Source organism: Pseudoalteromonas sp. SCSIO 43088 (genome assembly GCF_023650795.1).
In the GTDB taxonomy this organism is placed as follows: domain Bacteria; phylum Pseudomonadota; class Gammaproteobacteria; order Enterobacterales; family Alteromonadaceae; genus Pseudoalteromonas; species Pseudoalteromonas shioyasakiensis.
The window spans coordinates 2,642,153-2,664,295 of sequence record NZ_CP072675.1; the positions used below are offsets into that span (position 1 = coordinate 2,642,153).

Genomic DNA, 22,143 nt, shown 5'->3' on the forward strand with positions numbered 1-22,143 from the left:
TGTCGCATCACAAGGGGCAAGTGTCGCAAGTTCTTCCCCTCTCCATAAGGTCTATGTATACTGTAGCGCACTTGTAGCTAGGATAAGGGTGTGTCCCTTTCCTTCAAGTACAAAACTTGAGCAACAAACCATTATCTTAGCTGCATCAAAAAACATGGCCGCCCGTTCACTAAATAAATACATAGAACGACCAAAGCAAAAACAATAAGGCCTCAAATAAAAACTTAGAGTTAGGAAGTAAATATGAGTTCATTACCTAAAGCAGGTGACTTTTTAGGGCATCCTAAAGGGTTATTCCTGTTGTTCGGCACAGAAATGTGGGAACGATTCGGTTATTACGGCATGCGCGCCATCTTAGTTTTATACTTAGTAGCGCTTGTACAAGAAGGTGGTTTTGGTTGGTCAAATGCAGACGCATTAAGCCTTTATGGTACCTTCACAATGGCTGTATACATCACCCCACTATTCGGTGGTTGGTTAGCCGATAACGTATTAGGACAACGTAAAGCAATTATCCTTGGTGGTTTATTGATGGCTGCAGGCCATTTCACTATGGGTATCCCACACAGCTACTTAGCTGGCCAAGAAGAAAACGTATTCTACATTGGTTTAACACTTCTTTGTGTGGGTAACGGTTTATTCAAGCCAAACATCTCAACTATGGTAGGTGATCTATACAAAGAAGGTGATCAACGTCGTGATGGCGCGTTCACTATCTTCTACATGGGTATCAACCTAGGTGGTGCATTAGGCCCTCTAGTTGCGGGTTATGCTGCAGCTGCAATGGGCTGGCAATGGGGCTTCATCGTAGCTGGTGTTGGTATGGTGTTATCTGTACTTTTACAGCTTGCATTAAGCAACAAATACTTAGGCGATATCGGTGTTGTGCCTTCTGCTAAGCTTTCTCAAGCACAGTCTGAATCAAACACTAAAGAGCCACTAACTAAAGTAGAAACTGACCGTATTAAAGTTATCTTTACTATGAGTGTATTCAGCATCATCTTCTGGATGGGCTTTGAACAAGCGGGTGGTTTAATGAACCTTTTCGCTAACGATTACACAGACCGTATGTTACTTGGTTTTGAAGTACCAGCTTCTTGGTTCCAATCTTTAAACTCAATTTTCATCATTGTTTTTGCACCATTAGTTGCCATCATTTGGTTGAAACTTGATAAACGTGAACCAAATTCACCGGTTAAGTTTGCTATTGCACTTATTTTCTTAGCATTAGGTTTCATTACTATGATCCTAGCGCTTATGACACAAGGTCAAGGTGAGCACCTACAAATCAGCATGATGTGGTTAGTTTTATTCTACTTATTCCACACCCTAGGTGAGTTATGTTTATCTCCAATTGGCCTATCTATGGTAAGTAAACTTGCACCTCTACGTTTAGCTTCAATGCTTATGGGTATTTGGTTCCTATGTACAGCGGTTGCAAACAAGATTGCAGGTTTCGTAGGTTCTTTCCTAGGTGAAGGTGAAGAAGCGTTAGACAACGCGATGGGTATCTTCATTGGTTTAGGCGCAACAGCGGTTCTTTCTGCTGTGATCATGTACTTACTAAGTGACAAACTAGTTGCTTGGATGCACGGTGCTGAAGGTCAACACGAGCCACAAACTACTGAGCACATCCTAGCTGAAGAGCTAGAAGTGACAGCTGAAAAGCAATAATACTTATTCCCCGTAGCACCCGCTGCGGGGAATTTCTCTCTCCCCTATTCCCTCAGCGTCCTTAAAACTGATACTATATTCTGATATTAATTTGGTTTGCAAAGGAACTGAGTAAGTGCGCTCTAACACTCAACTACTGGTTATTATTCTGACCAGCTTATTACTAACAGCATGCGGTGGCGATAAAACAACAAAAGAAGTCGCAACAGCTCCTGATCAGTCTGGTTTAATTATTTCTGTTGAAAATGGTTTATCGGCTGAATTTGCACAGGGCGATGTCACACTTAATGCAATAAGTAACACAGTCACTACAGACACCACATTTACTTACACTGAGACGAGCGCTTCAAGCACGGATATAGAGCAAGGTATTGTCTCGAGTATTCATACCTTTCGCCCTAATAACCTGATATTTGCTGAGCCATTAAGTTTAGCGATCAAATTACCAGATGAACAAACCAACCTTGCTTTTAGCATAGTGCAGTTAGTCGATGAGCAATGGCAAACTCTCAGTACAGAACAAAGCAATGATGGATTTGCAGTCAGTGCTATTACAGAATTTGGTAGCTTTGCTTTAATGTCTCGCACCGTTCCTGCAGCCAGTAAAACCATTGGCGAGCAATGTAATGACACTGCCAGTAACCAAACAGTACGCTTTATTCATGTTGCTGACTTACACGCGCGCTTTGGCTTTAAAGAGCAGTTATTCAGCCGTATTCGCAGTTACTACGACAAAGCTAAACTTGAAAACCCTAACACCTTATTCACCAATGGCGGTGACGATTATGAAAAGGGCACCGTAGCAGAACAAACATCACAAGGTTTAGCCACAGTCGAAGCAATAAAAGCCATGGCCTTTGACGTACGTGTGATTGGTAACCACGACTATGCATGGGGACCTGAGCAACTACTGGACTTTGCCGATGACGATAATGCCATCGTGCTTTCAAGTAACACCGAATATGATGGTAGCGATGATACGCCGTTTGCCGGTGTTGATTTTTCGGTTGTCCAAGTAGGTTGCCTACGTATCGGCTTTTTTGGCATGACTTCAGTGCCTTGGAATGAACTCGATGAACCAGTTGAAGACGAGCCAATTCCTGATTTTATCGCTAATTTCAAAATGAATTGGCAGTGGCAAGAAGTGGCTGAGCTGATTGTTAACCAATACCGTCAAGATGTTGATTATATGGTCATGGTCAGTCACTTAGGTGAAGGCACTGACACCCGCATTGCACAAAATGTTACTGGAATTGATTTAGTGCTTGGTGGGCATACCCATGGCGGTGAAAGTTATCAAACCTTAGATAACGGCAGTATTGTTATTCAGCCAAACTTTTTTGCACAAGGTCTAACGGATCTTACCCTAACCTTTAACCTTGATGACAAAACTCTTGCAGATGTTGATTACAATACCGTCGCAACCACCAGCATTACAAGCCGAGATGAAAGCACTAAGGCCGCTATCGATGAAATCATGGGTCGCTATGCCCCAGATGCAAACACCGAAATTGCCGTTTCAGAAAACTACCCCACTGCAGAAGAACTCACCACGATTACAGCCAAAGCAACTATGCAGCAGTTCCCTGCTATTGATGCAGCGTTACTAGATGCAAGCCAAGTACAAGATCGTTGGCTACCGGGTACATTAACCCAAGAAGATTTTCATGCCGCGTTTAAGGTTGAACGCCAACCATCGAATACCCCGGGCTTTAATTCAATTTATCAAGTTGAGGTGACTGGCAGCCAATTGAAAAGCATGCTCGAAAGCCAGCCAGAATGGGTCTCTTTAGTGCCAGATAACATTGATGATGCAAGCACTTACCTCGTTGCTCTATTTAAAGGCCCAGCGCTAAATAGCGAATTGTTCTTCCCTGCTCTGCCAAACTTAGAAGCACAATTGGTCGCTGAAAGTTGGTGGCTGCTTGATAACTACGCGCGAGCACGCACCAGCCAATGTTTATATATCGATACCGATAACATGCTTAATGCGTGTAAAGCAGATGATGCGGTCACAGTATGGAATTTTAATAACCCTGAGCAAGGCTTTAGCAGTGACTTTGGCCCTGCAACACTCAGCTTTTATGACCCTGAAGACAGCAATTGGGGACCAGAAGATAGCCAATTTGCCACCACCACTGAGCTTGAAATTACTGATTTACCAAGTGGTGCCTCAGGTGTGCTCGCCTTTGCTCGCCATAGCCCAACGCAAGGCTTAACCTTAACGGCTAATAGTGCTGCAATCGGTGATTACCAAACAGAAGGCCTTATCGCTGATTACACCTTAGTGATGGATATTATGTGGCCAGAACAAAGCACCAATGAGTGGCGCTCATTACTACAAACCGATATCACTAACAGTGATGACGCAGATCTTTACGTCAGCCGAGATAACGCCATCGGTATTGCCACCAGTGACAGTGGTTACTTTGGCGAGCTTTTGGCAAACAGCTGGCACCGTATTGCTTTTGTGTTTTATGCTGCTCCAAACAACGGTGCACTAAAAATTTATCTTGATGGCGAGCTGATTGGTATTAAAGATGAAGGTGAAATCAATGGGCGCTGGGCAATCAACGATGCGGTCTTACTTTTAACCGATAATGACTATGAAACTAAGCCGGGTTACTTAAACGCCTTGTTATTTGCTGGTCGTGCGATGACTGATACCGAGATTGCTAATATGGGTGCTGCACAGCAGCAACTTAATTTTACGCAATCAACCCGTACCTTAAACCAAGTGGTTGAGCGCCATTATCAAGCTGCGCCACAAATTATGAATAACCCTTGGTTACAACAACGCAGCAAGTTTTTTAACAAAGCGCGCCAAACTGTAAACTAAGCTATACAATCAACTTAATAAAAAAGGCCATTTCTGGCCTTTTTTATTGCCTGACAAATACTTAAATTTACCTTTAAATACATATAGATAAGCACAAAATAGAATGGTAGATATTAGTCAACCTAGTGGCTTACTCATTGCCTTTGAAACTGCAATTGCTGAAATTAAAATCATTGTCCCATTTAATTTACAAAAGGGGCTTTGGCTAAATAGTGCGGGGATCTTCCCCTTATTGAGATTCTGGTTAATCATCCGCTCATTACAGAACAATAATTCTTTTTTAGCGCAGTGCTTATAATTGCGGGAGTAATGACAATGAGCGAAGTAAATAATCCATTAGGCCTAATGGGCATTGAATTCACTGAATACGCAACACCAGATGCAGATTACATGGACAAAGTGTTTACTGATTTTGGCTTCTCAAAGCTAAAAAAATTCAAAGGTAAAGACATTGTTTACTACAACCAACATGACATTCATTTCTTACTAAACAATGAACGTGAAGGTTTCTCTGCTGAATTTGCTAAAAGCCACGGCCCGGCAATCTGTTCTATGGGTTGGCGTGTAGAGAATGCACAAAAAGCATTCGAAGTTGCTGTTGAGCGCGGTGCAAAACCTGCAACAGACTCAACTCACAAAAACTTACCATACCCTGCTATTTACGGTATCGGCGACAGCTTAATTTATTTCATCGAGCAATTTGGCGACAAAGGTTCTATCTATGAGTCAGATTTTGAAGATTTAAACGAGCAAAACATTGTTGAAGACAAAGGCTTCATCCGTATCGACCATTTAACCAATAACGTTTATAAAGGCACGATGGAAACATGGGCTAACTTCTATAAAGACGTATTTGGTTTTACTGAAGTTCGTTACTTCGACATTAAAGGTCAAAAAACAGCGTTATTATCTTACGCACTTAAATCTCCGTGCGGTACTTTCTCGATTCCAATCAACGAAGGTAAAGATAACAATAATAACCAAATCGATGAGTACTTAAATGAGTACAATGGTCCGGGTGTACAGCATTTAGCATTCCTAACGAATGACCTAGTAAGCTCACTTGATAAGCTTGACCAATCAACGATTGCGACGCTTGATATCATCCCTGAGTACTACGACACTATTTTTGACCGTGTGCCTTGGGTTAAAGAAGATAAAGAGAAGATCCGTAAGCATCAGATCCTAGTAGATAGCCAAAGCGAAAATTGTTACCTACTACAAATCTTCTCGAAGAACCTATTCGGTCCTATCTTTATCGAGATGATCCAACGTGTAGATGACGGCGGTTTCGGTGAAGGTAACTTCCAAGCGCTTTTCGAATCAATCGAACGTGATCAAGAGCGTCGTGGTGTAATCTAGTTCATCATGATGAATAAAAAGCAGCGTTATTCACACGCTGCTTTTTGTCGTTTTAAATTCTGTTTTAAACTAACTGTTTAAATTGCGTTGATTGCCTCCATATAGATAACTAATAAATCAGCGCGAACCAATAAGGAAAGAGTATGAGCCTAATTAACGAAACCCACGATATTAATCTAAAAAGCTGGGTTGCATCTGCTAACGAAGCTAACTGTGACTTCCCAATTCAAAACCTTCCTTTTGCAGAAGTACGTCGTAAAAATTCAGACGAAGCGTTCCGTGGCGCTGTCGCAATTGGTGATCAAGTTATCGACTTAGCAAAAGTAAATGAACTTGGTTTATTCTCTGGTGATGCACAGGTTGCCGTTAAAGCCGCAAGCCAAGCTACACTCAATGAATTTATGGGTCTTGGTCAGCAGTATTGGTCTGCACTTCGTCTAGCGTTATCAAAAGCACTTCGTGAAGGTGCGAGTGAGCAAGCGCAATTAAGCGAAGCGCTTATCGCTCAAGCAGACATCGAATTTGCGCTGCCGTGTCGCATTGGTGATTACACTGACTTTTATACCTCTATTTACCACGCAACAGCGGTAGGTAGTCTATTCCGCCCTGATAACCCACTTCTACCTAACTACAAATGGGTACCTATTGGTTATCACGGCCGCTCATCGTCAATTGATGTTTCAGGTCAAACGTTCCACCGTCCTAACGGTCAAACTAAAGCGCCAGATGCAGAAGTCCCTTCATTCGGCCCTTGTAAACGCCTAGACTACGAACTTGAGTTAGGCATTTACCTTGGTAAAGGTAATGAATTAGGCGATGCAATTGCCATTGAAAATGCTGAAAACCACGTATTTGGTTTCTGTGTATTTAATGACTGGTCTGCACGTGATTTACAAGCATGGGAATACCAGCCGCTTGGTCCATTCCTTGCGAAGAACTTCGCTTCGACTGTATCTCCTTGGATTGTTACCACAGAAGCACTGGCACCATTTAGAACAAATTGGACACGTGACGAAAACGATCCACAACCAATGGACTATTTAGAGTCAGCTCATAACCGTGAGTTTGGTGCATTCGATATCAAAATGGATGTGCAAATTGAAACTGAAAAGATGCGTGCGGCTGGCGAAGCACCAACACAAGTATCTAAATCAAGCTTCAAACACTCCTACTGGACAGTCGCGCAAATGGTGACTCACCACACAGTAAATGGCTGTAACTTCCAACCAGGCGACATGTTAGGTTCAGGTACGCAATCAGGTCCTGAGCACGAAGAAGCTGGTTCATTATTAGAACTATCACGCGGTGGTAAAGAAAAGATCACCCTAGCTAATGGCGAACAACGTGCTTTCTTAGAAGATGGCGACAACGTAATCATGCGTGGTTGGTGTGAAAAAGACGGTTTTGCACGTATTGGTTTTGGTTCAGTCGAAGGTACAGTACTACCTGCAAAATAAAAATAACTAGCTATTTTTATTTCCAGAACAACGATTAAGGGCATTTTTTGCCCTTTTTTTTGCATTTTTTTCAGTTGAGTTACAATTTTTTGCTGGCTTTTTTAAATCAGATTGCTATCTTAGCTCGGTTATTAGTCAAATTTTGTACGCCATGTTAGTTAAACTTAAGTCTTTTTATCGCACGTTTTTTCCAGCTAGACAGCTGTTGATCCGTCAAAATGGCGAGGTAAAACACTTAGTATTAGCCCCTTGGGTGCAATTAACGACTTTACTAGTCATTTTAACTGCTATTGTTTGGTTAAGCATTTCGACACTACAAATCATTTCTCAAGCTGACAAGATCACCAGCATTGAACAAACCCAGCTTACGAAACAACAAGAATGGCAAAAACAGCATTATCAGCAACAAGCTGTCTATGAAAAACAGCTCGAGCAATTAGCCGTACTTGAACAAAAGCAAGCGCTATTGCAAAGCATGATCGAGTCATTACCAGAATCAATGAACAAACCGGCACTGCCAACCGACGCAGAGCCATTGCTTTTACCTGTTCAGGAGCACGCTGAAGAGTTTCACGCACCTTTAGAAGATGAACAGCAACCAAAACAAGTTAAACGCTTAGAGAGCATTTCTGAGCGCCTAGCTCGCCTTGATGCAGCTTATAACAACAGCTTTGTTGTATTAGATGAGCAAATTAAACTTCGCCACCAAGAAATTGTTGCTATGTTAGAGGGCGCAGGCCTTGATAGTAGCCTTGCCAATGGTTCGGTATTAGAAGGTACAGATACAGCACAGGGTGGCCCATTAGACTTATTCGACGAATCAAAAATCCCTCTTGAGTTTTTAGCAATTGCCGACAAATTGCTGGCATTAAATAACCTCGAAAACTTACTGAGCGAATTACCACAAACACTTCCTGCTGCCGATTACTACATTTCAAGTAGTTATGGTCTACGAAAAGATCCAATGAATGGCCGCCGCGCTTTTCACAAAGGCGTTGATTTAGCAGGTTGGCATAAAACCGAAATTTTTGCTCCCGCTGACGGCACCGTTTTACGTGCTGGTCGTAATGGCGGTTATGGCAACTTTATCGAACTACAACACAAAAATGGCTTCGTTACTCGCTTCGGTCACCTTAATAAAATTAAGGTTAAAAAAGGCCAAACAGTGACTAAAGACGATGTCATCGGCTTAATGGGTAGTACTGGCCGTAGTACCAGCACTCACCTACATTACGAAGTTTTAGTGAATGGCAAACATGTCAACCCGGTTAAAATAACAAAGGCGCTTTCTCGTGTTCGGTAAAAAAAAACAATCAGCAGCTAGCTCGTCTGGCTCATCTTTAAAAAGAACCAACCACACCCCTTCTATTATTTCTGAAGACGTTCGTTTAACTGGCGGCCTCAGCAGCCAAGGTGAAGTTCAGCTTGACGGTCGCATCGAAGGCGATTTACGTGTTAAACATTTAGTGATTGGTCACACTGGCATGATTGAAGGTGTTATTGAAGCTGACAGTGTCATCGTCAAAGGTAAAATTATTGGTTCGCTTATTGCCAATAAAGTGACTATTGAAAGCACTGCAGAAGTTCATGGCGATGTATTTCATGACACCCTGAGCATCGAAGCCGGCGCAATCATTGAAGGCAGCTTAAAACATCGTAATGAAGAAGATAATGTGGCGCCTATTAAGCCTGAAGAACAAAACAGTTCTTCAATACTGGCTGATGATGACAACGACCTGTCGTTTGTAAACAAACAAGCCGCTGATAAGTCTTAACGTTTTTTAGCGGTTACATACATTGTAATATCCGCGGTGAAAACGAGTTCATCGCGGCTATTATAAACCTTCACTGGTACTAGCAAGTCTTGCTTTTCTAACCACTCACTCGGCACGTCTATCTGGGCAACAGCACGCATATCTGTGTCAATTTTCGCTAAATAATTCACTGTCATGCCTTTTGGGATCCAGCGATGTGTTTTTGCCGGCACAGTTGCATCAACCATCAAGCCAGCGCATAGCTCAGCAACATTACATTGTGCAATTGCATGGATGGTACCAATGTGATTATGGATTGCTCGGCGATTTTTAACAGTTGCGCTGCAATGCCCAGCAGTTAAATCTGTGATCAATGGCTTTATTGAACCAAAGTAAGGGGCTTTAAAGCACACGGCTTTACTAAACAACCAGTTACCCTTCGGCAGTGACAGGCATTTAGTCCAAATTTTTAATAATGATGATTGTGAGCTCACGACGTTTATCCATTATTTTTATGATGTGAGGTAAAAAGCTAACACATCAGACCAGATAGCGAAATGGAAAATTTTTGTTAGCAGTTTTAATGATTACGTATGTATTACACTTTTAGCCAAGTGAACGCTTTTCTTTTCCTTTAGGGGCACATAAAATACCGTTTTAAAGGAGAGCGAATGCAGTCACGCCAGCACAAAAACCTCAGCTTACTATTTATTCTTGGCCTTCTGGTTATCTTTAGCCCGTTAGCAATTGATATTTACTTACCCGCTTTTCCGACCATTGCAGAACAATTCAGCGCTTCAGAAAAGCAAATTCAGCAAACTGTCGCTATTTTTATGCTTACCGTTGGGCTTGGACAGCTCATTGCAGGGCCATTAGCAGATAAATTTGGTCGTAAGCCTGTGGCAATTACCGGTGTGACAATTTATGGTTTAGCGGCTTTTGGCGCGTATCTGGCACCTGATTTTACAAGCCTGATGATTGCAAGAGCAGTGCAAGGTTTGGGGGCCTGTGCCACATTTGTAGTAGCGTTTGCCATTGTAAGAGATAGATTTGGTAGTGAACGTAGCGGCCAAATCATTACTTATCTTAATGGTATCGTCTGCTTTATCCCTGCCCTCGCGCCAATTTTAGGTGCTTGGCTCACAGTACAGTTTGGCTGGCGCATGAACTTTTTATTCATGGCTGTATTTGCACTCATTGGTTTATTCATAACCTTGTTAATGTACAAAGAAACCCGCCCTGCAGATAGTGTATATAGTGGTCATATTCTTGACCTGCGCCGTTTTATGCCAATTATCAGCACGCCATTGTTTTTATTTCATAGCTTAATTTGCTTGGTAACTATGTCGGCTATTTTAGTCTTCGTTACGTTAGCACCTGGCTGGCTTATTACTAAATTAGGTGGCAGTGTTACCGACTTTACTTTCTGGTTTACCTGTAATGCGGTCTTGAGCATTGTTGCAAGCTTTATTATGCCACTTTACATCAAACGCCAACCAAAACGCGCGTTAAAAGCAGGACTCTTGTTGCTTGTAATCGCAGGTGCCTTAATGTTGGCCTTTAGCCAACAACGTACTGCGCTTGCCTTGATGTTTCCGATGTTTATTGCTGCGTTTGGTTTTGCACTGACACTTGGCTCATCAGCAGGCCGTGCACTAAGTTTATTTCCTAAGCAAGCAGGCACAGCATCAGCACTTATTGGCTTAATGCAAATGAGTGGCGCAAGCTTATTAGTGTTTATAACGCAATTGTTAAACTTGACTACACCAGTATTAATTGGCGTGCATTTTTTAATGCTCATCCCTTTCACCTACTTATTGTTCAAATATAAGCACTTGTCATAAAAAAGTTTTATCATACTTTTAGTCATAACGGGTAAATGAGAATCGTTATACTCTATTTATCCGTTTAGACATCTTGTTATTTCCTACCGTTATAAAAAGCATCTTTCTAGAATAATTTGTTCCAGTTTTGTGGATTATTTTACTTGTACCTATAGCACCATTAATCTATTGTTTACTCACGTTAATATTTAGTTAACTCACGTTAACATTTAGTTAACTCAAAAACATGTTTGGGATACGAATTATGAAAAAGAATAAATTAGCATTAGCACTGATCATCAGTGGACTATGTGCAGCAGGAACTGCAAACGCAGCAAATGACCGTTACATCATCCAAGTAGACAACAATAAAAAAGGCGTAGTTAAAGCACTCGCTAAAAAGCTTGGTGGTGATATTAAAGTTGATGGTAATGGCTTTATTGCAGCGCAATTTACAGGTCATGACCTTGCAAGCGTAAAAGGCTTACTAAACAACCCTCACATCAAACTAATTGAAGAAGACCAAAAGCGTGTACCAATGGCGCTTTATAACGATGACGCTGGTAATGCAATGCAGCAGCAATTAACGCCATACGCAGTTTACCAATCACAAGCTGATCAAGTTACCTTCGATGCAAATGCTGGCATGAAAGTCTGTGTAATTGACTCAGGTTTAGATGCTACAACCCCTGATTTCGTATGGGGTAACATTACAGGTGATAATGACAGTGGCACAGGCAACTGGTACGACAATGGTGGCCCACATGGTACCCACGTAGCAGGTACTATTGGCGCAGCAGACAACAATGTTGGTGTGGTTGGTATGGCGCCCGGTGTGGCAATGCACATCATAAAAGTATTCAACGCTGAAGGCTGGGGTTACTCTTCAGACTTAGCACACGCAGCAGATTTATGTTCTCAGGCAGGTGCAAATATCATCAGCATGAGCCTTGGTGGCGGTGGTTCAAATAGCACCGAGTCTAACGCATTTGCTAATTTCACAAGCGCTGGCGGTTTAGTTGTTGCTGCAGCGGGTAACGATGGTAACAACGTACGTTCATACCCTGCAGGCTATCCATCAGTAATGATGGTTGGTGCAAATGATGCGGACAACCAAATTGCAGATTTCTCGCAATTCCCTAGCTGTACATCTGGTCGCGGTAAACGCGCTACTACAGATGAAACTATCTGTGTTGAAGTAACAGCAGGTGGTGTTGATACTCTTTCTACTTACCCTGCTGGTATGGCAACGTCAGCTAGCTTAGCAGCTGATGGCGCAGGCTTTGCTACTTCATCAATGGAAAACGCGGGTAATGCATCAGGCACGGCGTATTACATGGGTACTGCTGAAAGCGTAGATGCTGGCGCAGCGGGGAAAATTTGTATGATTGACCGCGGCAATATCTCGTTCTATGACAAGGTAAATAACTGCGAAAACTCAGGCGGTATCGGGGCTGTGATCATCAATAACGAAGCTGGCATGTTATACGCTACATTAGGCGATACTAACGATACAACAATTCCAGCTGTCGGTGCGGCACTTGAAGACCGTTCAGCTCTTCTTTCAAGCACAACTATTGATATCGCAATTGGTACTAGTGATTATGGTTTCATGAGCGGTACATCAATGGCAACGCCTGCTGTTTCAGGTATCGCAGCGCTAGTATGGTCAAATCACCCTGAGTGTACGGGTACAGAAATACGTGATGCACTAAAAGCAACGGCAGAAGATCAAGGTGCTTCTGGTCACGATGTTTACTTCGGTCACGGTATTGTTAAAGCAGCTGACGCAGATGCATACCTAACAGCCAATGGCTGTGCAGGTGGTGGCGATAATGGCGGTGGCACAACACCAGGTGGTGATGATATTAGTCTTTCTACTTCAGGTTATAAGTCAAAAGGCACTAAATACATTGATTTAAGCTGGAGTGGCGCTGCTACAAGCACTGTAGATGTTTACCGTAATGGTAGCAAAGTAGGCTCAGTGGCAAACACTAACAGCTATACTGATACTATCACAACAAAAGGTGGTGGCACTTACACTTACCAAGTATGTGAAGCACAAAGCACAACTGTTTGTTCAAACAACAGCACTGTGACGTTCTAATACTTTCCCCAACCCAAATCAGCGGGCATTGATTGTCCGCTTTTTCTTTTTCTAGAAGCTTGTTAAAATCAACTACCTAGCTTTTTATCTTTGTGCCGATGATCAATCCAGAATTTCTACTGTCGTTTTTAGGCGCCAGCTTTTTAATTGCCGTGGCCCCCGGCCCTTCTAATGCATTTTTAATGGCACAAACCTTTGCCAATGGCCGTAAAGCCGGGATGCAAAGTGCCTTTGGTTTTGCCTTAGGTGGTGTGGTGCATACTTTTTTTGCGGTGGTAGGTTTAACGGCAATTTTAAAAGCGTCGACTGTTGCCTATACCACAGTTCAGTATTTAGGTGCGGCGTACCTGTGCTATTTAGGCGTAATGACGTTAAAAGACACCTTTACACAGCCTGAGTCAGAGTGCGAAGAAAAACCCCATGTAAGTACCAGTAAAAAGCAAAATGTGATGTTTCAAGCAATGATGACCGAGGTACTTAATCCAAAAGTCGCTCTATTCTTTATTGCGTTTATACCGCAGTTCGTCGATCCGAGCTTATCTTCAACGACCTTTCAGCTCGCTTTTTTTGGTTTACTTTACCCGCTTTTTGCTTTTCCAATCGACTGCACGTATATTTATTTCGGCGATAAGATAGCCAGTTATTTTCGTGAGCACCCACAAACCCAAATTTGGATTGATCGGATCACGGGGCTGGTGTTTATTGCACTAGCAATTAACCTATTGATATAAGAGCACTTATGGAACAAAAACAACAAGCCTTACCAGCCAAAAAGAATATTGCCCTCGTAGCCCATGATGGTAAAAAAGCAGCCCTACAGGCGTGGTGTGAAAAGCACCAAGACATTTTAAGTAAGCACACGCTATACGGTACGGGCACAACAGGTCATTTAATCGAGCGTACAACAGGGCTTGAAGTAATTAAGCTGCTAAGCGGCCCTATGGGTGGCGATCAACAACTTGGTGCTAAAATTGCTGAACATGAAGTGCACATGCTGGTGTTTTTCTGGGATCCACTTGCATCGCAGCCACACGACCCAGATGTAAAAGCATTACTGCGTTTAGCTGCGGTTTGGAATATTCCTGTTGCCTGTAATGAAGTCAGTGCCGATATGCTATTAAGCTCACCTATGATGGAAACTGAGCTGTGCCGCACGTTGCCAGATTACGAAAAATACCTCGCAACGCGCCAAGTGACTCTTTAGTTCTATAAGTCGATATATCAAAGTGGGGGCTATTAGCTATAAAGCTTGTGCGCCCACTTAGTTAAACCTGCAGTAACACTACCAAAGTGATCCCCGTTCAGCATATTTATATCGCCTAAATGGGATTTTAACGCGGCCTTGATCAGCGGTGATTGCGCGCTACCGCCCGTTAAGTAAATGACATCAGGCGTTGTGCCAGCTTCTTGAATCGCTTGTTTAGCTAAGCTCACTATCTGGCTTATTGAGTCATCAACAGCTAAAGCTAGATCTTTTAGCGTTAAGCACTGCGTTAAGTCTGAATCTAAGAAGCGCAAATCTGTAGTAAATTCATTCGCTGACGAGAGCGCAATTTTTGCCGCTTCACCTTGCTGCACTAATTGGTGACCTTGCTTATTTTGCTGCAATTGAATTAAGCGTTTAAAAAGCGCAGGCTCTTTAACTTCACGAAGTTGAGTCAGTAACTCGCGATGATGGGCATCGCTATAAAACTGGCTTTGCAGATTTACATCATTGATTTTACAGGCTTGCCAAAACGGTTGATTCGGCAGTGGAAGACCCGATTTAAACTCAGTGCCTAAACCTAGTAATGGCATTAAACCATGAAAGCTCAGCGCAATATCTAAATCATTTCCACCTACACGCTTACCACTGTGAGCTAAAAAGTCATTGTCACGGCATTGCTTATCACGAAAGCTCGGCCCCATTTGTACAAATGAGCAATCGCTAGTACCCCCGCCAATATCGACAACCAACACTTTTTGGTCTTGCTGCAATGAGGTTTCATAATCAATGCCCGCCGCTAATGGTTCATATAAAAACGACACCTCTTTAAAGCCTGCGCGTTTTGCTGCTCGCTCTAATATACCGAGCGCTTGTTGATTAGACTCTTCACCACCGACTGATTGAAAGTTTACCGGTCGTCCAATTACCGTTTCTGTTAATGTGTCTTGCAATGATTGCTCGGCGCGTTGTTTAATTTTTAAAATCATCGCCGTGGCAATGTCTTCAAAGAAGTTTATTTGCCCTTGCTTTAAGCCTACTGCACCAAAGAATGACTTAGGCGATTTTACAAAGTAACCTTCTTCAGGAAATTGCACATACTCACTAATTGCTTCTCGACCTATAAATAAGGTCTCATCACCAGCTTGAATATCGAGGTCAGATTTAATACGAGGAATGGTATTTAAAAGCGCTTGTCGCTCAGTTTTAAAGTCGTGCTCAAATGGGCTACCCGTAAGGTGTTTTGTCACAAAATCGACAACTAATGCACTGTGATGAGTATAAAGTGTTGAGGGTAAATATTGCTTGCCCTGCTCAAGCGGCACTAAAGAGACTTGTTGCTCGTTATTCATTACACCGATTGCACAATTTGAGCTACCGTAATCAAAGCCTGCAAACATTCTAACACCTATACATCAATAAAAAGGCCGCGAAATTTACCATAGTCGCAGCCGTTTTTGAATGACGCTATGGCGTTTCATGTAAAAAGCTTGCAAAACGTGGTAGGCCATTCTTAGTAAAGCCATGATATTTGTAGGTAATAGTACTACCTATCGCTGGGGGCGATGATCTTTGTTGATCGGTAAACCCCGAGCCAATTTTAAACTCGGTACCATCACTGCTGCGCACCTTGAGTGCACCAAGCATATTTTTATACTTACCCTTTCCTGCGATATAACCGATTACAACCGCTTCAGCGTCAAAATAAGGCTTTAACTTTAGCAATGCATCACTTCGCCCTGCACTATGCTTTGCAGCTGCTAGATGCAGCATGACGCCCTCAGCTCCTTGTGCGATTAGTTCATCCATAAACAAACTAAGTTGCTTGTTATCATTAAAGTGCATTTGCGCAACGCCTTTAATATGCTCACTTTGCAGCTGGTTTACTAACCTTGTGTAGTTTTCATAACGTTGACTAAATGGCGTTGTCGCATCCGGCATATCAAATATCATGTAATTGACGGTTTGCCATTCTGATTCTACAGGTGTGACTTTTCGAACGATCCCGCTCACATTGGCAAAATCTTGGTGCTTAGTCCAAAGCTCTCCATCAAGCCAAACACCTGGCAGTGGATCTGTGAACCACTTGGGGGCATAAATTGGGTTACCATTTCGGGTTACTAATTGACTCCCTGTCCAAATAGCCCGAACGCCATCATATTTTTCACTAACTAAATAGTCAGATACATTTACCTTTTCGGCTTGATAGACGTTTGCTAAAAGCACTGAAGGAGCTTGTTGCGCTTCGGCTGAAAAGCCTATAAATAACGTGATTGCGCACAAAAGCGCACGAGTGAATTTAACCATTATTGCTTCCTTGCAAATTTGTGAGTATTAACTGGCTCTGGCTTTGACTACTTAACAATAGCAGCTTAGCAACAGTCAGCTAATTATAGTTTAGTTTGTAGCCATTTGAAAAATTCGTTCAAATCAGCAAACACACCAGCGGCTTTACTAAAATCATGCTCTAACGTGAAATGATTTGGCACCGCATACACAGCAACACCGGCATTGCTTGCTGCAGTGACACCGGTAAAGGTATCTTCGACGGCTACAGCCTCATTAGCCTTTATATCTAGCGTATCTAGAGCTAATTGATAAGGGTCACCAGCAGGTTTAGGATTATTAACATCATCTTTGGTAACCACACAGTCAAACCAATCGAAAATGCCATAGCCTTTTAAAATAGGATAGGCTTCATCTTTTGCACTACCTGTTACTAATGCCATTTTTAAACCACTGGCTTTGACTTGCTCAAGCACCGCTTTTGCATGTGGCATAAAGGCAGGTAAATTAGTACTAACAAAACGGCCAAATGCAGCGTACTTATCATCCGTTAACTGTTCTGGGCTGATAGTAAGCCCATAATTTGTCACAACCTCTTTAGCGGCTTCAAGTGTTGGTCTTCCTGAGAAGCGCTGACAAAACGTAGCTTCATCATACTGCACGCCAAAAGGAGCTAACAAGTCATTCCAAATATTAAAATGCACACTTTCAGAGTCAACCAAGGTGCCATCCATATCAAGCAATACTGCTTTTAAAGTCATCCTCATTCCTTCAAAGTAAAAAGGTGCCATAGGCACCTTTAAATATGATTATTCAGTTAAGCCCGCAGGTGGCTCAGCAAACGCTTCTTCGCCTGTTTCTACATCAACCAGCTCGTAGCCACGTTGCTTTCTTACCACTTTTAAAATCGGCTTAGAAAACGCTGTTTTTAAACGATCTGCATCTGCTTCAAGTTCTTCGACTGTATTACCAAATGGTGCTGCACCAGTTTCTGACCAGTTAGTCACTTTACCATTTAAGTTATATTCAACTTCATGAATTTGATATTGTGCCGCTTCATCTTTTGTTGCTTCACAAAAAATTACACGGTAGTTCCAAAATCCAGCCATAGTTATTCTCTTTCTCTTCAATTAATCCTGCCACTTTAGCAGTTACCAACGCGATTATAAACGAAAAAACCCGCTATACAGCGGGTTTTAATAGGGCTTCTTATTTCAGCTTAGAAGAAGCTTACTTTGAACTCAGCACCGATGTAACGCTCTTCGTTCACCATTGCTGTGTTGTTATTGAAGTCGATAGCACCGATTGATTGTTGCTCGTCGAACATGTTACGAACGAATGCTGATACTTCATATTCGTTGTCGCCTTCAGCCCAAGCATAACCTGCACGTAAACCTACTTCAGTTAATGGCTTGCCTTCAAACTCAACTGACTCGTATAAGAAGTAGTTGATTTCGCTGCGGTAAGACACGTCAGCGTAAGTGAAGAATTCACCGTCAGCTACTTCGCGGCTATAACGTAATGTAAGGTTAGAGATCCACTCAGGTGCGTGCGGTAAGCTGTTACCATCAAGGATAGCTTGACCTGAGCTGTTTAGTGAGTTTGTTACAGTACACTGCGCACATACGTCAACGGCTAAGTCTTTATCGTCAAGCTCAGTGTTGTTGTAGCTTAAGTTAAATGTAGCGTTTAGGTTGTCAGTTAATACCCACTCAGTGTCTAACTCAAAACCGTAACCAGTTGTCTTATCAGCATTAACTAAGCGGTTGAAGTTTGCACCACCACCTACAGCAGTTAATTGTTGGTCATCCATTGTGTAGTAGAACACAGTTGCATTTACACGACCTTGGCCGTCAAGAACATCTGACTTGATACCTGTTTCGAAAGACGTCACAGTTTCAGACTCAGCAACGGTTACTTCATCACCGAATAAAATACGACCTTGGATACTTGGTGCACGGAAGCTGTTAGCAACACGCGCGTACCAGTTTACGTCATCGTTGATCTTGTAGTTAGCAGATAAATCCCAGCTAACGTGGTCGTCACTTGGGTTTTCTGTAAGGTATAACGCACTACCACCAATTGGGCTTAAAGTACGGTCTGCTGAGAATTCTTTTTCGTCATCTGAGTAACGAAGGCCCGCAGTGATTTTTAAGTCGTCAGTGATTGTGTAATCTAATGAACCGAATACCGCCCATGCTTTGGTATCTTGTTGCTGGATAACATAGCCGTTTAACTCACCTGGTGTTGAACCATAAGTGTCGTAGCTGAAGTTTTCGATTGTTAGCGCTTCATCAAAGTAGAATAAACCTACTTGGAAGTTAACGTCACCAGCATAGTTGCTAGATAAACGAAGTTCTTGCGTGTATTGATCTTGATCTGGAATACCGTCAGCGCTTTCAGAATAGAACGGGATAAAACCTGGGCCCATATCTGGTAAGTAGCTTGCACCATAACCACCGTCGATGTCAGCGCGAGAATAGATTTCAGCGCTTTCCCATGCAGAGATTGACGTAAGAGTTAAATCATTGATATCCCACTCAAGCTTTAAGCTTGCGCCTTGAGACTCAACTTGCTGTGTCGCACGAGAAGCAGCATCGTGGTAAACCACATCGTGCTCATAGTTATCAGCTAAATCGTTTGTGCCAGCTTTAATAGCGTTACCACGGAATGCGATTGGCGTACCGTCCATATCGCGTACGTGGTAGTTGAAAAGACCTGTGAAATCGTCACCTTCATATAAGAACTGAACACGTGCCGCTTTTTCAGTGTAACCACCTAATACGTCATCTTGTTCAAAACCCGGTGCGCGATTATCGATGTAATCGTCTTTTTCTTGCCAAAGTACAGAAACACGCGTTGATAAACGGTCTGTTAAGCCACCGCCAACAGCACCTTCAAAATCAACTGCGCCACGGCTACCGTAAGATACAGAGCCATAGCCTTCAAATTCTTGTGATGGTTTAACTGTATCAAATTTAACAAGGCCAGCCGGTGTGTTACGACCGAATAAAGTACCTTGTGGGCCACGTAGAACTTCTACACGTGCTACGTCAAATACAGGGAAACCTTTTAAGATTGCGTTCTCTTGAACAACTTCGTCTACAACTAAAGAAACTGGTTGAGAAGCATTTAGGTCAAAGTCAGTGTTACCTAGACCACGAACATAAAAGCGTGGGAAAGAACGACCAAACGAAGATTCGATTGATAAGCTTGGGATCTTCGCATTCATAAAACGAATATCCATACCAGCTGAGCTGTAAGCATCTAAGCTGTCACCTTGTAATGCAGATACAGCTACAGGTACTTCCTGAGCGTTTTCTACACGTTTACGAGCGGTGATTTGAATAACTTCTAGTTGGTTGTTTTTTTCTGCTGTCGCTTCGTCGGCAGCAAGAGTTGAAAATGAAGTACCTGCTACGGCAGAGAACAACGTTGCATTGATAAGTGTTGCTAACGTAGATCTTTTCATTGCTTTCATGTCGGGTTTTAACCTTTTTTATGCACTCTTATTCAACGGTGATGATGTTGCGTCAATTCATTTGACGGGCTCGGCCAATTTTTCGCGCCTTGTAATAAGCTGCGCGGACCTCTAGTTCGAGAGTGCAAAACGAAGTAAAGAGGCTGAACGAACGCTGACGATTATAACACTTTATGACACTTTTACTGCATTAAAAATTAGAAATATACAATTTTTTTACAACAATTAGCGGCAACATCGCCACATTTAGAAGATTTTATGCAATTATTTTTCACCAAAGCGGACATATGTCCTGTGCATCTAATTGCAACAATGTGTATACATTATGTACAAATGAGAGCCGCTTTCATTTACCCCTTTTTTAGCAACTAATCAGTCACACGTGCGAATTCTGGGTTAGCTAATTCACATTCATGCTCATTTAATAAGCCTAAGATTGCTAAGTTTAACTCTTCGATTACTTCCATATAAAAAGCAAAGTCGACGGTCTCTACGTAGCTTAGTACATCCACTTGTAAAGCCCAAGGTGTGAAGCCTTTAAAGCGAACACGGCAAGGCTCAAAGGCAATGTGCTTATGTTGCTCTAAAAGCTCTCTTAGGGCTTGCATAAACGACATTAGGTTTTGTTGCTTAGTATTGGCACTGAGCATCAATTTAGGTCGATAAGAAATACGCTCCCGTTCCGAGACATTCTCAAGCTGCATATCAACAAACTTTGCATTCGCTACATAGATAACTGAACGATCAAGCGTTCGAATTCGCGTTGCTCTTAGCCCTATCTCTTCTACCGTGCCTAACTGGCTGCCAAACTTACATAAGCTACCTATTTTTACTGGTGCAGAAATATATAAGGTGATTGCTGCAATGATATTCTCAACAGTTTTTTGCGCTGCAAGGGCAATTGCAAGGCCACCAATACCTAAACCTGCCAGTAAGGTAGTGGCATTAAAGCCTAAGTTTTCAAACCACATGAATAGCAACGAAATGACAATCAGGGTTTTAGCTACATTACTTATAGGGCGTAATAAGAAAATCGCTTGTGGTTTATCTTGTCTAATAAAGCGCTGGCTTAATCTGTGTTTGGCAAGATCAACTGCCCGTAGGCAAATCCAGCCCCAAGCGATCAATAACACGGTCGCGCCATGGAATAGCGCCATCACAGCAATAGTTACATTAGATTGGTCGTTCAATGAACGCGCCATAAATACTGCAAGTAACAGGCTAACTGGCCCATTAATAAAACCAATAACATCTTTTTCTACAGGGACTTTTAAGTGTGCGAGAACAAACGTAATTAGGCGGGTTATGATAATCGCGACCGCTAAAAACAGAACAAATGTGAAGGCAAAGTAAATCCACTGCCAAAGCATCACCCCTAAAAACTCTATGTCTGGCAGGTTATTGTAAAGCCACTCACCGACTCGGTTATAGCCATACTCTTTGGTGAGTAAAGGAATTTGACTTACGGTGGCATTCGATATTTTCCAGATCCGATTACCTGTTTTATCATCCGGTACACTTTGCAATAAAATTTGCACCTTACCTTGTGAAGTGCTGATTTCTCCAACCAAATCACGATAACTAGGCACGCTTTCTTTTTGTTTTCCTTTAGGCTTATTGCTCAAGTTATCAACATCGACCCATAAGGTACGATCAAGTACCACAGATAAACTTTCAGCAAGCTGGATTTTTCCTAATGCCTCAACGTCTTTGGGTAAGTTACGATAATCAAGATAATGGCTTGCACGTTCAAAATCGCGGTCCCGGGCCGCTTTTAAGTACCCCTGCATGGAGCTGCGTGGCGTAATTCGGTCAAAAGCATCATAGGGTAAGTCATCTTCAAGAGGCTCCTGCACTTTTTCCGTTGTAGCAGGTGTATTGGTTTCAGATTCTTGTTTGGCCGGTTTTTGTTCGGCTTGCTCTTCCTTGTTGTCTTTATCAATTAAGGATTTAACGGTCACTTCTGGTGTGGTTGTTGCCCATAATGGCGCATTAAACAACAGTAAAAAACACACTAATAACTTACTAAATTGTAATGAAAACTTGGTATTACAACGGCTCACACTCTATTCCTTGTTCGATAAACATTAAATCGCTGAAATAATCAGCTAATTAAATTAGAGCATGGTTTGTGTAACTGTACAAAAAATAATTAA

At 42.3% G+C, this 22,143-nt stretch carries 18 protein-coding genes; 11 read left to right on the forward strand and 7 right to left on the reverse strand.

The features are described 5' to 3' along the window. The first annotated feature begins 243 nt into the window (after nt 1-243). The 7 genes from J8Z28_RS12195 to J8Z28_RS12225 all read left to right on the forward strand — a co-directional run bounded on the left by J8Z28_RS12195 (nt 244) and on the right by J8Z28_RS12225 (nt 9,107). Nucleotides 244-1,674 (forward strand): peptide MFS transporter, encoded by a 1,431-nt coding sequence (locus tag J8Z28_RS12195; RefSeq protein ID WP_054561940.1) that lies wholly within the window; start codon nt 244-246, stop codon nt 1,672-1,674. Nucleotides 1,675-1,789: 115 nt separating this feature from the next. Next, complete coding sequence (locus J8Z28_RS12200; RefSeq protein ID WP_250659510.1) at nt 1,790-4,513, forward strand: metallophosphoesterase; 2,724 nt, start codon at nt 1,790-1,792, stop codon at nt 4,511-4,513. Nucleotides 4,514-4,616: 103 nt separating this feature from the next. Next, nucleotides 4,617-4,811 carry a hypothetical protein gene (locus J8Z28_RS12205; RefSeq protein ID WP_250659511.1) on the forward strand — a complete coding sequence of 65 codons (195 nt, stop codon included), beginning with the start codon at nt 4,617-4,619 and terminating at the stop codon, nt 4,809-4,811. A gap of 17 nt (nt 4,812-4,828) precedes the next feature. Then, nucleotides 4,829-5,875 carry a 4-hydroxyphenylpyruvate dioxygenase gene (gene hppD, locus J8Z28_RS12210; protein ID WP_054551780.1) on the forward strand — a complete coding sequence of 349 codons (1,047 nt, stop codon included), beginning with the start codon at nt 4,829-4,831 and terminating at the stop codon, nt 5,873-5,875. Nucleotides 5,876-6,018: 143 nt separating this feature from the next. Then, nucleotides 6,019-7,332, forward strand: a complete 1,314-nt coding sequence (fahA, locus tag J8Z28_RS12215; protein ID WP_063527710.1) for a fumarylacetoacetase — start codon at nt 6,019-6,021, stop codon at nt 7,330-7,332. A gap of 151 nt (nt 7,333-7,483) precedes the next feature. Beyond that, entirely contained in the window at nt 7,484-8,635 is a 1,152-nt protein-coding gene (locus tag J8Z28_RS12220; protein ID WP_054561943.1) for a M23 family metallopeptidase, read from the forward strand. Continuing rightward, entirely contained in the window at nt 8,625-9,107 is a 483-nt protein-coding gene (locus J8Z28_RS12225) for a bactofilin family protein (RefSeq protein WP_054561944.1), read from the forward strand. Before J8Z28_RS12220 ends, J8Z28_RS12225 begins: the two co-directional genes overlap by 11 nt. Here the strand turns inward: J8Z28_RS12225 and J8Z28_RS12230 are convergent. After that, on the reverse strand, nt 9,104-9,580 hold the full coding sequence (locus J8Z28_RS12230) for a hotdog fold domain-containing protein (protein ID WP_054561945.1): 477 nt from the start codon (nt 9,578-9,580) through the stop codon (nt 9,104-9,106). The genes J8Z28_RS12225 and J8Z28_RS12230 overlap by 4 nt on opposite strands. Nucleotides 9,581-9,757: 177 nt before the next feature. On the opposite strand from J8Z28_RS12230, the gene J8Z28_RS12235 reads away from it, so the two are divergent. From J8Z28_RS12235 to J8Z28_RS12250, 4 genes are all read left to right on the forward strand, one after another. Then, entirely contained in the window at nt 9,758-10,930 is a 1,173-nt protein-coding gene (locus tag J8Z28_RS12235) for a multidrug effflux MFS transporter (RefSeq protein WP_250659512.1), read from the forward strand. 244 nt (nt 10,931-11,174) lie between these two features. Beyond that, a complete protein-coding gene (locus tag J8Z28_RS12240; RefSeq protein ID WP_250659513.1) occupies nt 11,175-13,016 on the forward strand; it encodes a S8 family serine peptidase in 1,842 nt (613 codons plus the stop codon). A 98-nt stretch (nt 13,017-13,114) separates the two neighbouring features. Then, the gene (locus J8Z28_RS12245; RefSeq protein WP_054561948.1) at nt 13,115-13,747 is read left to right on the forward strand and encodes a LysE family translocator; all 633 of its coding nucleotides are present in this window, start codon (nt 13,115-13,117) and stop codon (nt 13,745-13,747) included. 8 nt (nt 13,748-13,755) lie between these two features. Continuing rightward, the gene (locus J8Z28_RS12250) at nt 13,756-14,220 is read left to right on the forward strand and encodes a methylglyoxal synthase (RefSeq protein WP_054551787.1); all 465 of its coding nucleotides are present in this window, start codon (nt 13,756-13,758) and stop codon (nt 14,218-14,220) included. Between the two features lie 32 nt (nt 14,221-14,252). Here J8Z28_RS12250 and yegD read toward each other — a convergent pair whose 3' ends face one another. The 6 genes from yegD to J8Z28_RS12280 all read right to left on the reverse strand — a co-directional run bounded on the left by yegD (nt 14,253) and on the right by J8Z28_RS12280 (nt 22,050). Then, nucleotides 14,253-15,620 carry a molecular chaperone gene (gene yegD, locus J8Z28_RS12255; protein WP_175079190.1) on the reverse strand — a complete coding sequence of 456 codons (1,368 nt, stop codon included), beginning with the start codon at nt 15,618-15,620 and terminating at the stop codon, nt 14,253-14,255. A 67-nt stretch (nt 15,621-15,687) separates the two neighbouring features. Beyond that, nucleotides 15,688-16,527, reverse strand: coding sequence for a DNA ligase (locus tag J8Z28_RS12260; RefSeq protein WP_250659514.1), 840 nt, complete (start codon nt 16,525-16,527; stop codon nt 15,688-15,690). A gap of 83 nt (nt 16,528-16,610) precedes the next feature. Beyond that, nucleotides 16,611-17,267, reverse strand: coding sequence for an HAD family hydrolase (locus J8Z28_RS12265; RefSeq protein WP_250659515.1), 657 nt, complete (start codon nt 17,265-17,267; stop codon nt 16,611-16,613). A 48-nt stretch (nt 17,268-17,315) separates the two neighbouring features. Further along, complete coding sequence (locus tag J8Z28_RS12270; protein WP_054551791.1) at nt 17,316-17,615, reverse strand: hypothetical protein; 300 nt, start codon at nt 17,613-17,615, stop codon at nt 17,316-17,318. Between the two features lie 110 nt (nt 17,616-17,725). After that, nucleotides 17,726-19,987 carry a TonB-dependent receptor gene (locus J8Z28_RS12275; protein WP_239962640.1) on the reverse strand — a complete coding sequence of 754 codons (2,262 nt, stop codon included), beginning with the start codon at nt 19,985-19,987 and terminating at the stop codon, nt 17,726-17,728. A 368-nt stretch (nt 19,988-20,355) separates the two neighbouring features. Beyond that, nucleotides 20,356-22,050, reverse strand: a complete 1,695-nt coding sequence (locus J8Z28_RS12280) for a mechanosensitive ion channel family protein (RefSeq protein ID WP_054561954.1) — start codon at nt 22,048-22,050, stop codon at nt 20,356-20,358. Between the last annotated feature and the right edge of the window lie 93 nt (nt 22,051-22,143).

What these genes read in the sequence shown, in the direction of transcription:
- J8Z28_RS12220 (WP_054561943.1), top strand. Translation starts at nt 7,484, where the DNA reads ATGTTAGTTAAACTTAAGTCTTTTTATCGCACGTTTTTTCCAGCTAGA.
- J8Z28_RS12275 (WP_239962640.1), bottom strand. Translation starts at nt 19,987, where the DNA reads ATGAAAGCAATGAAAAGATCTACGTTAGCAACACTTATCAATGCAACG.
- J8Z28_RS12250 (WP_054551787.1), top strand. Translation starts at nt 13,756, where the DNA reads ATGGAACAAAAACAACAAGCCTTACCAGCCAAAAAGAATATTGCCCTC.
- J8Z28_RS12205 (WP_250659511.1), top strand. Translation starts at nt 4,617, where the DNA reads ATGGTAGATATTAGTCAACCTAGTGGCTTACTCATTGCCTTTGAAACT.
- J8Z28_RS12235 (WP_250659512.1), top strand. Translation starts at nt 9,758, where the DNA reads ATGCAGTCACGCCAGCACAAAAACCTCAGCTTACTATTTATTCTTGGC.
- J8Z28_RS12265 (WP_250659515.1), bottom strand. Translation starts at nt 17,267, where the DNA reads ATGACTTTAAAAGCAGTATTGCTTGATATGGATGGCACCTTGGTTGAC.
- J8Z28_RS12245 (WP_054561948.1), top strand. Translation starts at nt 13,115, where the DNA reads ATGATCAATCCAGAATTTCTACTGTCGTTTTTAGGCGCCAGCTTTTTA.
- J8Z28_RS12260 (WP_250659514.1), bottom strand. Translation starts at nt 16,527, where the DNA reads ATGGTTAAATTCACTCGTGCGCTTTTGTGCGCAATCACGTTATTTATA.
- hppD (WP_054551780.1), top strand. Translation starts at nt 4,829, where the DNA reads ATGAGCGAAGTAAATAATCCATTAGGCCTAATGGGCATTGAATTCACT.
- yegD (WP_175079190.1), bottom strand. Translation starts at nt 15,620, where the DNA reads ATGTTTGCAGGCTTTGATTACGGTAGCTCAAATTGTGCAATCGGTGTA.
- fahA (WP_063527710.1), top strand. Translation starts at nt 6,019, where the DNA reads ATGAGCCTAATTAACGAAACCCACGATATTAATCTAAAAAGCTGGGTT.
- J8Z28_RS12240 (WP_250659513.1), top strand. Translation starts at nt 11,175, where the DNA reads ATGAAAAAGAATAAATTAGCATTAGCACTGATCATCAGTGGACTATGT.
- J8Z28_RS12270 (WP_054551791.1), bottom strand. Translation starts at nt 17,615, where the DNA reads ATGGCTGGATTTTGGAACTACCGTGTAATTTTTTGTGAAGCAACAAAA.
- J8Z28_RS12195 (WP_054561940.1), top strand. Translation starts at nt 244, where the DNA reads ATGAGTTCATTACCTAAAGCAGGTGACTTTTTAGGGCATCCTAAAGGG.